Source organism: Corynebacterium sp. LaCa_205, from assembly GCF_057458085.1.
Window position 1 is genome coordinate 1 of record NZ_CP190933.1, and the last position, 13,100, is coordinate 13,100.

General features: G+C 57.1%; 12 protein-coding genes. 10 read left to right on the plus strand and 2 right to left on the minus strand.

The features are described 5' to 3' along the window. From ACP8J1_RS11800 to ACP8J1_RS11810, 3 genes are all read left to right on the plus strand, one after another. Complete coding sequence (locus ACP8J1_RS11800) at positions 1 to 1,452, plus strand: replication initiation protein (RefSeq protein WP_010993828.1); 1,452 nt, start codon at positions 1 to 3, stop codon at positions 1,450 to 1,452. Positions 1,453 to 1,735: 283 nt separating this feature from the next. Further along, positions 1,736 to 1,996, plus strand: a complete 261-nt coding sequence (locus ACP8J1_RS11805) for a hypothetical protein (protein WP_148086566.1) — start codon at positions 1,736 to 1,738, stop codon at positions 1,994 to 1,996. A 331-nt stretch (positions 1,997 to 2,327) separates the two neighbouring features. Beyond that, entirely contained in the window at positions 2,328 to 2,948 is a 621-nt protein-coding gene (locus ACP8J1_RS11810) for a recombinase family protein (RefSeq protein WP_023022028.1), read from the plus strand. A 305-nt stretch (positions 2,949 to 3,253) separates the two neighbouring features. On the opposite strand, the gene ACP8J1_RS11815 is transcribed toward ACP8J1_RS11810, so the two are convergent. Then, complete coding sequence (locus ACP8J1_RS11815; protein ID WP_005323424.1) at positions 3,254 to 4,432, minus strand: IS256-like element IS1249 family transposase; 1,179 nt, start codon at positions 4,430 to 4,432, stop codon at positions 3,254 to 3,256. A 464-nt stretch (positions 4,433 to 4,896) separates the two neighbouring features. On the opposite strand from ACP8J1_RS11815, the gene ACP8J1_RS11820 reads away from it, so the two are divergent. After that, complete coding sequence (locus ACP8J1_RS11820; RefSeq protein ID WP_023022048.1) at positions 4,897 to 5,052, plus strand: hypothetical protein; 156 nt, start codon at positions 4,897 to 4,899, stop codon at positions 5,050 to 5,052. Positions 5,053 to 5,065: 13 nt separating this feature from the next. Here the strand turns inward: ACP8J1_RS11820 and ACP8J1_RS11825 are convergent, their stop codons facing one another. After that, positions 5,066 to 5,755, minus strand: coding sequence for a 3'-5' exonuclease (locus tag ACP8J1_RS11825; RefSeq protein WP_023022049.1), 690 nt, complete (start codon positions 5,753 to 5,755; stop codon positions 5,066 to 5,068). Between the two features lie 494 nt (positions 5,756 to 6,249). Between ACP8J1_RS11825 and ACP8J1_RS11830 the strand changes: the two genes are divergently transcribed. The 6 genes from ACP8J1_RS11830 (at position 6,250) to ACP8J1_RS11855 (ending at position 12,642) form a co-directional block, all read left to right on the plus strand. Then, positions 6,250 to 7,434 (plus strand): Nramp family divalent metal transporter, encoded by a 1,185-nt coding sequence (locus ACP8J1_RS11830; protein WP_011272788.1) that lies wholly within the window; start codon positions 6,250 to 6,252, stop codon positions 7,432 to 7,434. A gap of 20 nt (positions 7,435 to 7,454) precedes the next feature. Next, positions 7,455 to 7,880 carry an NUDIX hydrolase gene (locus ACP8J1_RS11835; RefSeq protein WP_011117483.1) on the plus strand — a complete coding sequence of 142 codons (426 nt, stop codon included), beginning with the start codon at positions 7,455 to 7,457 and terminating at the stop codon, positions 7,878 to 7,880. Positions 7,881 to 7,898: 18 nt separating this feature from the next. After that, the gene (mobF, locus tag ACP8J1_RS11840) at positions 7,899 to 11,249 is read left to right on the plus strand and encodes a MobF family relaxase (protein ID WP_011117484.1); all 3,351 of its coding nucleotides are present in this window, start codon (positions 7,899 to 7,901) and stop codon (positions 11,247 to 11,249) included. A gap of 143 nt (positions 11,250 to 11,392) precedes the next feature. Beyond that, positions 11,393 to 11,659, plus strand: a complete 267-nt coding sequence (locus tag ACP8J1_RS11845; protein WP_011117485.1) for a ribbon-helix-helix domain-containing protein — start codon at positions 11,393 to 11,395, stop codon at positions 11,657 to 11,659. A gap of 129 nt (positions 11,660 to 11,788) precedes the next feature. Then, entirely contained in the window at positions 11,789 to 12,379 is a 591-nt protein-coding gene (locus ACP8J1_RS11850; RefSeq protein ID WP_010993829.1) for a ParA family protein, read from the plus strand. After that, positions 12,376 to 12,642, plus strand: a complete 267-nt coding sequence (locus ACP8J1_RS11855; protein WP_011117486.1) for a hypothetical protein — start codon at positions 12,376 to 12,378, stop codon at positions 12,640 to 12,642. Before ACP8J1_RS11850 ends, ACP8J1_RS11855 begins: the two co-directional genes overlap by 4 nt. Positions 12,643 to 13,100 lie beyond the last annotated feature (458 nt).

Consider the following 13,100-nt stretch of genomic DNA (forward strand, 5'->3'; position numbering starts at 1 on the left):
ATGAGTTTACAGACTCATGCGCAGAATGCGCACACTAAAACACCTACCCGCGTCGAGCGCGACCGTGGTGGACTGGACAACACCCCAGCATCTGCCAGTGACCGCGACCTTTTACGCGATCATCTAGGCCGCGATGTACTCCACGGTTCAGTCACACGAGACTTTAAAAAGGCCTATCGACGCAACGCTGACGGCACGAACTCGCCGCGTATGTATCGCTTCGAGACTGATGCTTTAGGACGGTGCGAGTACGCCATGCTCACCACCAAGCAGTACGCCGCCGTCCTGGTCGTAGACGTTGACCAAGTAGGTACCGCAGGCGGTGACCCCGCAGACTTAAACCCGTACGTCCGCGACGTGGTGCGCTCACTGATTACTCATAGCGTCGGGCCAGCCTGGGTGGGTATTAACCCAACTAACGGCAAAGCCCAGTTCATATGGCTTATTGACCCTGTCTACGCTGACCGTAACGGTAAATCTGCGCAGATGAAGCTTCTTGCAGCAACCACGCGTGTGCTGGGTGAGCTTTTAGACCATGACCCGCACTTTTCCCACCGCTTTAGCCGCAACCCGTTCTACACAGGCAAAGCCCCTACCGCTTATCGTTGGTATAGGCAGCACAACCGGGTGATGCGCCTTGGAGACTTGATAAAGCAGGTAAGGGATATGGCAGGACACGACCAGTTCAACCCCACCCCACGCCAGCAATTCAGCTCTGGCCGCGAACTTATCAACGCGGTCAAGACCCGCCGTGAAGAAGCCCAAGCATTCAAAGCACTCGCCCAGGACGTAGACGCGGAAATCGCCGGTGGTCTCGACCAGTATGACCCGGAACTTATCGACGGTGTGCGTGTGCTCTGGATTGTCCAAGGAACCGCAGCACGCGACGAAACAGCCTTTAGACATGCGCTTAAGACTGGCCACCGCTTGCGCCAGCAAGGCCAACGCCTGACAGACGCAGCAATCATCGACGCCTATGAGCACGCCTACAACGTCGCACACACCCACGGCGGTGCAGGCCGCGACAACGAGATGCCACCCATGCGCGACCGCCAAACCATGGCAAGGCGCGTGCGCGGGTATGTCGCCCAATCCAAGAGCGAGACCTACAGCGGCTCTAACGCACCAGGTAAAGCCACCAGCAGCGAGCGGAAAGCCTTGGCCACGATGGGACGCAGAGGCGGACAAAAAGCCGCACAACGCTGGAAAACAGACCCCGAGGGCAAATATGCGCAAGCACAAAGGTCGAAGCTTGAAAAGACGCACCGTAAGAAAAAGGCTCAAGGACGATCTACGAAGTCCCGTATTAGCCAAATGGTGAACGATCAGTATTTCCAGACAGGGACAGTTCCCACGTGGGCTGAAATAGGGGCAGAGGTAGGAGTCTCTCGCGCCACGGTTGCTAGGCATGTCGCGGAGCTAAAGAAGAGCGGTGACTATCCGGACGTTTAAGGGGTCTCATACCGTAAGCAATATACGGTTCCCCTGCCGTTAGGCAGTTAGATAAAACCTCACTTGAAGAAAACCTTGAGGGGCAGGGCAGCTTATATGCTTCAAAGCATGACTTCCTCTGTTCTCCTAGACCTCGCAACCCTCCGCCATAACCTCACCGAATTCAAAGTGCGCTGGCTTGCCCATATTGAGGAATGGAAAGCAGAAAACCGACCAACGACTAGCTCAATGCTTGTTCGAATAGGCCGCACTCATGTCGCGGGGGCGGCCTATTGTCGAGACCATGAGCTTCCTTACCGAGTACAACGAACCCCGCGACCTGAGCCTGATTGATACTTCTCCCGCCAAGCTGGAGGGGGATTGCTACGAAGTGGCCAGCGCTTTGCGCGCCGCCGCCCGCTTTCTCGAAGTCCTCAACCAACTACCGGGCACTCCCGCAGTGCGTGACTGGCAAGGCGACGCAGATGAGCTAATAAACATCGCGAAGGCGCTTACCGATGACGCCGCAGAGTTTTTTAGCGACCAAGACTCGCAACAAAACTAACGTCCCGCTCCTGTTGCGGAACCACGTCGCGTGGTTATGCTCTTGGTTAGTCAGTAGTGCTGGCAAGGGGGCTTAACTTATTTACCCTCCCGAGTAAGCCCCTTTGGTTGCCCCGCTGGCACAGAGGGAGCCATCCAGCGCGTGCATGATAGGGGCACGCTCTGGGTGGCTTTCCCTAAGAGTCCAAGCGTTACTTACTTACGGTGTGGGCCAGACCGCAGCTGCTTCCAACAACGTTCTCCCAGTAAGGAGCTTTCTAGGGTATACGCTAAGTGAACAGTTTGGGAATTACATGCATCGTGTTTAATTCACTGTTCGCTAGGGTGGGTTTATGAGTAATGAAACAGAACCGTCACTACCTCTAGACATTCCCGAACAACCAGAGGTGGTTACGGGTCAAAAAATCGGTTACGCGCGTGTGAGTTCCAAAGACCAGAATCTTGACCGACAGTTGGCGGCGTTGAAGAAGGAAAAAGTCTTCCGCGTCTTCACCGACACGGTGAGTGGTTCGTCTACCCAGCGCCCCGGCTTAGATGGGGCGCTTAATTATGTGCGTGCCGGCGATCAACTCATTGTGGTGAGCATGGACAGGCTTGCCCGCTCGCTTATCGACCTCCACCGACTGGTCGATGAACTCGCCGAACGCGGAGTATCCGTGAAGTTTTTGAAGGAGGGGCAGACCTATTCATTAGATTCCAGTCCGGTGGCCAAGCTCATGCTCGGTCTACTCGGGTCGGTGGCGGAGTTTGAGCGTTCGATTATTCGTGAGCGCCAGGCCGAAGGTATCGCGAAAGCCAAGGCGCGCGGTGTGTATAAGGGGCGGGCGAAAGTCCTCAACGAGGAACAAGTAGTGCAGGCGCGCGAGTGGGTGAGCGAGGGGGTTCCGAAAGCGGAGGTTGCCCGCCGCTTCGGCATTGGGCGCACCACACTGTATAAGTACCTCACCCAATAACCCTAAACGGTCAATGACCACACTTAGATTTTGAATAAATGCAGGATGTAGGGCACTTCTTCACAATCTCAGGGTGTGTGCACACCCGGTTGATACAGTACTAATGGTCCACAAACACCCCGCCTTGCGTGGGTGTGTGGCTTCCTCGTCGGTGCGCGGTTGGTCCGCGCGTTCACGTGGGCTGTTTCCGTGCGTCTTGTTAGGCGAGGGGACGACCCTACGACGTAAGGGAGGTAGACGATGGGTAGACACTCATTGGAGGGTTAAGGGTCAAAATGTGTGTCTGGCTCGGCGTGTCGCGGGGGTTAGATTTGGCCTTTTTGAATGCCGATTGAGTGGGTGTAGTCGGTGTCGATAGCGTTGTCGTAGAGGGCTGGGCGTCCTGTTTCGTGGTCGGCTTGGTTCTCGGTTTGGGTCAGGGTGGATACTTTGGCGAGTTGGCCCTGGCCCCAGTCGGACTGCCTGGCGATTCGTACTGGATCGTCAGGCAGTTCCGTTTTTAAGTAGAGCCACCAATCCAGCATGCGGCGTTGTCGTTCGCCTGATCTGCCGCGGTGGGTTCTGGCGAGCAGTTTGAGCTGGGCGTTGATGCCGCCTTCTAAGCTGTTGGTGGTGGATTTGATCCGCTCGGGCGCAAGGACTCCTGCTGGCGGGTTGAGGTAGACAAACAGCATCTCGGACCGCCAAAGATGGTTGAGGCTGTTGTAGGCCTTGCGCACGTTGTGGTGGGTCCACACGCGGGTCCATGCACCTGTTTTGGGGTCTTTGATCATGGTTTTCTCGTTCATCCATTCCCGGTAGATCGTTGAAAACTCGTGCAGTTGCACACCCCACGCGGCGGCTTCATCCAGTGTGGTGATCCGGGTCAGTTTCAGCGCAAGTCGGTAGATGGTGCGCCCGGCATCGGTGCGTGGGTTGGTGGTGGTGTAGCGGCGGACCACACGTTGGGCGTGGACGAGGCAGCGTTGAATTTTCGTAGTCGGCCAGCACTTTTTGATTGCGCTGTATGCGCCTTGGCCGCCGTCGATGACGGCGATGAGTGGGGCTTCGATGCGTTCAAGCAGCAGTTGGTAGTCGCGGGTGGTTTCGTGTTTGCACCAGTGCCAGGCGATCACGTGGTCGATGGTCGCCGCGACGATCAGGCAGCCACCGGCGGTGTAGGTGCCATCGAGAAATACCTGGTCGTAGATCCGCTTGTGGTGGCCGGCGGTGGGGTCAGGCACATCAACGAGCCAGCACCACTTGAAGCGCCGCTTCATGGTGGCGCGGCTAACACCGTTTCGTTTGGCTAGGTCGTCGAGTGATATTGCGGTGGTGCAATGCTCGATGAACTGGGTGAACACTGCCGCGTTGGTGATGTCGTTTCGACGTTTGACGCTGGAGGCGCCGCATTGTTTGCAGCGCCATCTGGTGGTGCCTTTGCTGGTGGTGCCGTTGCGTTTCATTTCACCGCCGCAGTGGCAGCGTGGTTGGTTCTTCGACATTGCGACACCACACCACGCCGCGCATAGCACATCACGGCTGCCACACCGAGGATTTCCCGTCGGGGGCTAGATATATGCTTCCGGAGCATATACTTTCCGGAAACCTACAGGTCAATCCGTGAAAATCCGCGATTCCGGACACACTTTTTGACCCTTAACCTCATTGGATACACCCGGTCGCAAGAAAAAGACCCCGCCACCACGGGGACAGCAATCCTTAACGTGGTGAGCGGAGTCCTTAACGTTGCGACCGCAACAGTGAAGCTAGTTAACGCCTTGCTTCACTTGGGCCTTTAGGTCCGATAACCTCAGCCGACTGGTACTCGGTTGGGGTTATTTTTATGTCCCAGTCTGACTGCGTGCGCGACAATCAGGCTGTTCGTCTTTAGTGTAGGCAGCGCGCGCAGCAGCTGCAAGAACTACGAGTAATACGCGGCACTATACCTATTGTTATAGGTATTGCTATGGGTTTAATTCCTGCTGGTAGTAGCCGCTTATGGCCGATGCTTATGCCGGTAGAGCAAGGGGAGGAGTACGCCAGCTACCGCACGATTAACCTGCGTCAGGTTGCTTCTGCTGGGCGTAACCCGGTCTCTGTGGAGATGTGGGAGCACCCCTAGCCAGAGCACGGGATTAGCGGCGTGTGGCGGTGGGCTTGCAAGGTAGTCCCCAGCCGGTGGTGTGGGCGGCGTTGAAGGTGACGGCCTGGTCGATGATTTGGCGTGCAATCTTGGCCGCTTCGCGTCCGAAAAGTTTGTTCAGCATCTGTCCGGTGGCGGTCGCGTCGGCGATAGCCGCGTGGGACTGCGGGTTATTCAGCCCAACATGGTCAAGCAGGGAAGCGAGTTTGTAGGAGCGCAGGGACACCATTTGCTTAGCCAGGGCGATGGTATCTACGAATGGGAAGTACACGTCCTCCCCGTCTGGGATGATGCGCTCGGCTTCAGCAAGAATCATCTTGGAATCAAATGGGGCGTTGTGTGCCATGAGCACCAGCCCATCTACACGTGTGGCGAACTCGGTGTAGACCTCTGGGAAGGTGGGGGCGTGGGCGACATCAGCATTGGTGATGCCGTGGATGTGGGAGTTTTTAATCTGCTTGCCGTCAGGATTAATCAACGTGTGCCACTGGTCGACAAGCCGGAAAGATTCATCAAAGCGGGCGACGGCAATTTCAATGATGCGGTCGTAGCGCTTGTTAAACCCCGTGGTCTCTGTGTCAATGACGGCAAAGACTGGCCTGCCCGCCTGCGGGTGGGCAGCGTTGTCTAGAGCGTTGTCTAGGTGGGTGAGAGTCTCGCGGAGTCGGTTGAAAAAGTTCATGCCCACCACACTACGGAGTGTCCCGGACACGCCCTGGTGGGCGTAGAGGGGAGTGGGCGGATGTGTCAGGTCGTCGAAATTGGGGAGAGGTTTATTTTTGGATTGTTTTTCTTTTCTCGTGGGGCAGTGAGAATGCGTGTGTGCCTTGAGTAGTGGAGTGTTTGGTGGCAACCAAATCTATTGATTTGGGCGGCAGCCCAACGAGCCGCAAGGCGAGGCGGGAGCCTAAACCGTAACCCGTAGTGAACGGTTTTGTTGGTTGATCACCCCTGGGTATAGAGATACAGGGATATAGTTATAAGCCACCTGTGAAAATAGATAAACGTGCAGGTTAAACCCTGTGAATAACTGCCTCAATGAGGGTAAATCAGCGCACGCGTGAGGGTAAATCAGCGCACACTTGGTCAGGACAAAATGAAAGCACCCCCCTGGCTTGAACATATGGCGATGAAAACTAGACTTCAAGTAGTTGAACTTTTGGTATGGAGATGCCTATGCGTAAGACCTTAATCAGCCTCACCGGCCCCGCCTTCGTTGCTGCAGTGGCTTACGTCGACCCCGGCAACGTAGCCGCCAACATCAGCGCCGGCTCCCACTACGGCTACCTCCTGGTGTGGGTACTCGTCGTGGCCAACCTCATGGCCATGTTCATCCAGTACCACTCCGCCAAACTGGGCCTAGTCACCCACCGCTCCCTGCCGGAAATCATGGGCGAGCGTCTCTCCCGCCGCGCGCGCCTAGGCATGTGGGCCCAGGCCGAGCTCATCGCCGCGGCCACCGACCTCGCCGAAGTCATCGGCGGCGCCATTGCCCTGCAACTCCTCTTCAACCTCCCCCTGTTCGCGGGCGCGCTCATCATCGGCGCGGTCTCCATCATTCTCCTCATCTTCCAGAAGAAGAACCAGTGGTTCGAGGGGCTTGTCATCGGCCTGCTCCTGGTCATCTGCATCGGCTTCCTTGCCGGCCTCGCCATCGCCCCGCCCGACCCCGCCGACGTGGCCGGCGGCCTCATCCCCCGCCTAGAGGGCAAGGACAGCATCCTGCTGGCCGCCTCCATGTTGGGCGCCACCGTCATGCCGCACGCCATTTACCTACACTCATCCCTGACCAAGCAGCGCTACCCCGACCTGGAAATCCCCCACGTGCTGGCCGGCACCCGCGCGGACATCGCCGTGGCGCTGTCCATCGCCGGGCTCGTCAACGTGGGCCTGCTGGTCCTGGCGGGCTCGGCCCTCTACGGCGTGGACGGCACAGAGACCATCTCCGGGGCCCACACGGCGATTGCCAGCCACCTCGGCCCGCTGGCCGGCGTTCTCTTCGCCATCGGCCTGCTGGCCAGCGGCCTCGCCTCGACGTCAGTGGGCGCCTACGCCGGCTCCGAAATCATGGACGGCCTGCTTCACATCAAGGTCCCCCTACTAGTCCGCCGCCTGGTCACGCTCATCCCGGCGCTGGTCATCATCGGCTGCGGGGTCGACCCCACTATGGCACTGGTGGTCAGCCAGGCACTTCTTTCCCTGGGCATCCCCTTCGCCATCATCCCGCTTTTCCGCTATGCCGGCTCCCGGGACGTCATGGGTGAGTTCGCCGCGAAACCCTGGTCTATGGCCGTGGGCTGGACGCTTGCCGCGCTGGTCATCGCACTCAATCTCGCCCTCGTGCTCCTGCCGCTGCTCTAGGCCGCCTACAATCAGCAGCCATGATTGAAGTAGCAGCCGTCGTCATCCGCAACCCACAAGGCCACGTGCTTACCGTGCGCAAGAAGTCCTCCACCAAGTACCAACTGCCCGGCGGCAAGCCCGAGGCGGGCGAGGCGCTTGTCGACGCCGCCCTGCGCGAAGTTGCCGAAGAAGTAGGCCTCACCCTCGATGCCGAGAGCCTCAACAAACTCGGCACCTTCGACGCTCCCGCCGCCAACGAACCGGGCGAGGTCGTCGTCGGCACCATCTTCACCTACACCCGCACCGTCACCGCCGACGAACCCCATGCCGCCGCCGAAATCGGCGACACCGCCTGGGTCAACCCAGCAGCCCCTGACCGCGACCTATGCTCGCTGGCGCGCCCAGTTTCATGGTACATTTGCAACAAGTTGCCCAATGGGGTGTCCAGGTGGTCGCCGTGGTGATTGACAGGAGGTGGCGGCGTGCTGACTATCGCGAAGATGGGTGCACATTCCGTGGCCTATTATCAGTCCACGGTTGATGAGAATCGGGGGCCGGATTCGTACTATTCCGAGGACGGAAAGCAACCGGCTTCGGTGTGGCTTCGGGGTGAAAAACTCTCCGAGGTTTCGGCATTTTTGGGCACTGACAACGGTGCGATTGTGTCGGGAAAAACGGTTGAGAATTGGTTCAATAAGGCGGTTGCTCCGAGCGGTGCGGGGCTTGGAAATGCTCCGCGAAAGGATAGTGTTCCAGGCTTCGATCTGACTTTTTGTGCGCCGAAATCTGTCTCCTTGTTGTGGGGTATGGGTGCAGATTCTGACGTGCGTGGCATCGTCGATGAGGCCCACCAGGCGGCAGTATCCCAGGCGCTGGATTACTTGTCGGAGCATGCCGGCTACACGCGAAAGCAAGTAAAAGAGCCGGCCGGAAAACGTCTTGTCGTTGAAAAGTTGGCGGGTATTTCGGGCGTGAAATACGAGCACCGCACTTCACGTGCGGGCGACCCGCACGTGCATTCACACGTGTTGTTGGCGAATAAACAGCTATGCCGAGACGGCAAAGTTCGCACGCTCGATGGGGTGAGTTTGTACCATGAGGCGCGCGCGGCAGGCATGGTGTATCAAGCCACGGTGCGTGAAATCTTGAGCCAGAAACTCGGCGTGGAGTTCGGCGACGTGGTCAATGGATGCGCTGAAATTGTCGGTCTTGATGACCCAGAATTGATTGCGTCGTACTCGACCAGGGCGCGTGAAATCGACCAGTGGCAGGCCGACAATGGGCTTGAAACCCGTGCGGCCTATGAGCGTATCGCGCAGAAAATTACCCGGCGTACCAAGGACACCGACACCCCACTAGAGGAGTTGGAAATCGAGTGGGCGCGTGCTGAACACGGCGCGCAGGTGCGTGAGTTTGTGGCCGGACTTGAGCCGAAAAATGAAGCAGATGCGCGTGAATCTTCCGAGGATTTCTTGCCGAAACCGTCCCAAATTTTGGCGGAAGTTGCCGCAGAACGCTCCACGTTTACCCGCGCTGATGTAGCCGAGAAAGTAGCAGAACTTATCCGCCCCGGTGCCATATCCCCGGAGGATATGACGGTTACGGTTGAGGGGCTGGTTGATGCTGCGTTGGCTGCGCACGGTACATGGTCGGTGACCCCGGAGAAGTCCCGCGAGCTGGATAGTACCCAGCGTGAAGGTTCGCAGAAGTACACCACTGTCGAGGTGGTCGACGAGGTTGAACGTGGCGTTGATATGGCTACCGCGCGCGTGGAGCGCGGGGTTACCGCCGAGTCGATTCAACCGGTTGAGGGTGAGCTTTCGCCTGCGCAGGCTGATGCTATGCGCGCGGTTGTCGGCTCTGACTATTTGGCTTCTGTGGTGGTCGCACCGGCTGGTGCCGGTAAAACGTCTTCACTTAAATCTGCACATCACGCATGGAATATGGCGGGCAAGCATGTTATTGGTCTAGCTCCCACCGGCAAGGCGGCGGATGTGATGGTCGGTGAGAATGTGGCTGATGAATCCATGACGATTGCGCGTGCTTTTGTTGGCACAGACGATCTGATACCGGAGCATACAGCGGTGAAGCTGGGCTGGAACCGGGACACCGTTGTGGTTGTTGATGAAGCCGGTATGGTGTCTAACCCCGATACGATCCGTGTGCTGGAGACTGCCACTGCTGCCGGCGCGCGCGTGGTCTTTGTGGGAGACCCAGAACAATACTCGGCGGTGAAAGCTCGTTCTGGCTTGCTGGCTACCTTGTCTCATGAATTGCCTGATGCCGTTGAGCTACGCGAGGTGTTCCGCCAGCGTGATGCGGGTGAGCGTGAAGCATCGAAGTGGCTGCGCGGTGGCGAGGAAGCAGACGTTTCTCGTGCCGCCGAGTGGTACATGCAGAACAAGCGCCTGCACGCAGGATCGGTTACGGCAATGATGGACGATGCGTTGGCCGGGTGGCGTGATGATACTGCCGCAGGAAAGCAGTCCTTGCTGGTTGCAGCAACCCGCGACCAGGTCACTGCGCTCAATGCTGCGGCGCAGAAGATTCGCGCCGAGCGCGGCGAGATTAACCCTGAGCACCGCCTAGGTCTGTCCGATGGACTGACAGCCGGTGTCGGTGATGTCATCCTGACTCGTCGCAACGATGCGAAGTTGGTGACCAGCAACGGCGATGTTGTCCGCAATGGTCAACGCTGGGTCGTTGATTCCATCGGGAAAGACGGTTCCATTACGGCCCGACGGTGTGATGATGATTTAGCCACTGTGACACTAAACCGCGACTACCTCGATAAACACACCCAGCTGGGCTATGCCGCTACTGGGCATAGTTCCCAAGGCGCGACCGTGGATGTGGCCCGCGTTGTTGCTGGTGTGGGCAACCTAGATAAGTCCAGTGTTTACGTTCCTATGACCCGTGGGCGTGAGGGCAACTTCCTCTATATCGCCGAGACCCAGCCGGGAGATACCGAGACCGGGCATGGCCAGGTGAGCCAGATTATCCGTCGTGAGTCTGACGAATACGCCCGCGACCTGCTGGTGTCCGCAGGAATGCGCGAGCAAGGCGATAAGACACCCCAGGCGCTGTTTGGGCAGGCCAAGCAGGATTGGGAGCTGACCAAACTCGTCAACCAGCCTTCCCAAACGGATACCGATAACCCGTTTTTCGGCACCGACATGGGTGAGTACATGCGCAGCTTTGCCGCTAAACGCGAAGCGCGCTTTGCTGACTTCCATGCTCGCGCCCAGGCCAACAACGCCGATGAGGTGCCAGAACCGGAATCAGGCAACGAGTACAGCGTTACACCGTCCAATGACGCCGTGGAGCGTATCGATGCCGAGATAGAACGGGTAAACACTCAGCTTGAGACGCTGCGTGGTGAGTACGACCAGGCTAACCAGCAGGTTGAACAGCTCGGACAGCAGTATTCCAAGCAAGATGCTGTAGTGCGCGAGTTCGAGGACACGAAGAACTCGAGGGGCTTTTTCGGCAGGCTACGCCACGGCAACAACGACCAGGCCCTCCTAGACGAAGCAATCACCGTGCGCGACAAGGTAGCTGCATCCTATGACCAGGCCGTGGACTATCGCGACAGCTTTACAGATCCGATTCGCCAGCTTAAGACCGAGCTAGACGAACTGCGCTCCCAACGCAGCGACGAGCAGGCGCTACAGAACACCCTGGACGTCCTCGACTCACTCGGTATTAGTACCACCGCAGATGATGAGATGCTCGCCCGGTTCCACCAGCAAGCCGCCACAGATAGCGACTACGACAGCGACCAAGACAACTGGCTCGATGACACCCCGGAGAACGACAGCCCGGAACTGTAGAAAATTTCGCGCGCCCTTGTGGACTCCGGACATATGGTAAACAATGTTTACGAAAGCAAATAACGCTCACGAGAAAAAGAGTAGGACTGCCAAAGACAGTACGTAAACAATGTTTACGACAGGCAAGGGAAGGACTTACGTCAATGGTTCAAGGACCCCACCCCTCCGGGCGCGTGGTATCTGTACGCATGCCAGAGGACATCATCGAGCGCCTAGACACACTGTGTGCTCGCACCGGACGCAGTCGTGGTTTCTACCTCAAGATGGCAGTAACAGCGATGCTGCCCCAATTGGAGGGATACCACTGGGAACACGTCGCTGCGGACTTCGAAGAAAAGAGCATTGAAAACGAGTTTTACCGCATCATGCTTGCTGGACTTTCTGCCGAGTCTGACGATAAAGAAAAATAAAAGTGCTATCTGCCTGCTCTTTTGTCTTTACAGGCACCTGTAAAAATGTATTACTGTAAACCTGTAAAGCAGTATTTACTTAAACCTGTAAAGTGGTAGGGGCAATGATTTATACACCTAGGAGAAGCCATGATCATTACCGCCATTAACGCCAAAGGCGGCGTTGGCAAGACCACCACAACGATGTTTCTTGCCACGGTTTTCGCCCACCGAGGAAAGACCGTGACCGTAACCGACCTAGACCGGCAGGGCTCGGCACTGGAATGGTCTGAACGCGCAGAGGATGGAGGTGATCCTTTACCGTTTGAGGTTGAGCTGTCCATCCCCAAGCGCGTCGATAGGCAAGCAGCGCTCGTCGGAGACGATGAGTTCATGTTCATCGATGTGCCGCCAGGAGACGAGAACGCTATCGAAGCAGCAATCGCAGTCAGCGACTTCATCATTCTTCCGACCCGTTCTGCTGCTGCCGACCTCTCCCGAGTATGGGAGCTGCGCGACGCAGTCAACGGAACACCTCATGCAGTCTTACTGACGTTCGCCAGGAAAGGCACCAGCGCCCTTGACGCGGCACGAGAAGCGCTCGACGCGGAACACATGCCGCACTTTAAAACCGAAATCCCGCTACGCGAAGATATGCACCTAGCGTTTGGATACTGCCCAGGCCCCGACATGCACGGCTACGACCACGTCGCCGACGAACTCATGGAGATGATGAAATGAGCACCAGTAAAGAACGCGCCAGGGCGCAGCAAGGCCCGCGAACCTCAATGAAAAAAGCCACGAAGCTAACTCCAGCAGCCGAGAAGAAAACAGTGCGAAGCGCATTCCACCAACCCACAGGCCGCGACTACGTCAAGAAGATGACGATTGAAATCGACCGCGACCTTCACGCAGAACTTAAAGTCATCGCCGCCCAAAAAGGCGTGACCATCCGCGAGATTGTTAGCACCTACCTCGAAGAATACGTCCACAACAATAAATAAAGGTTTACAGGCATACAGCAATACAGTAATACAGGTTTATGGCACCTGTATTACTGTATTGCTGTATACCTATTGCTCTGGATAATTCGCCACCGTATGGGTAAATCTGCGCACGCTTTTTCTGCGTATCGGTAAATCAGCGCAGAGTGTGTGGTAAATCTGCGCAACCGCTTTCGTTGTATGCGTAAATATGCGCAGCCTGAACTGGGAAAAGTCCCGTGATGGTAAATCTGCGCAGACAGCCCTGTGCAGCTGAAACGCGGTTACGTATAGCTTGCCATATGTCTAGCCATACGTAACCGCAGGTAAAAGGCATATTTTTCGCGTGTCATGGCTAGTAAATAACACCGGTGTCATTTAGAGTCAGGGAAAGACAATGAAAAACGAAGAAAGCCACCGGGCGGCAACCCGATGACTTTCGCTTATCACCCAGCACACACCTGGGAGAAAGCACGGTC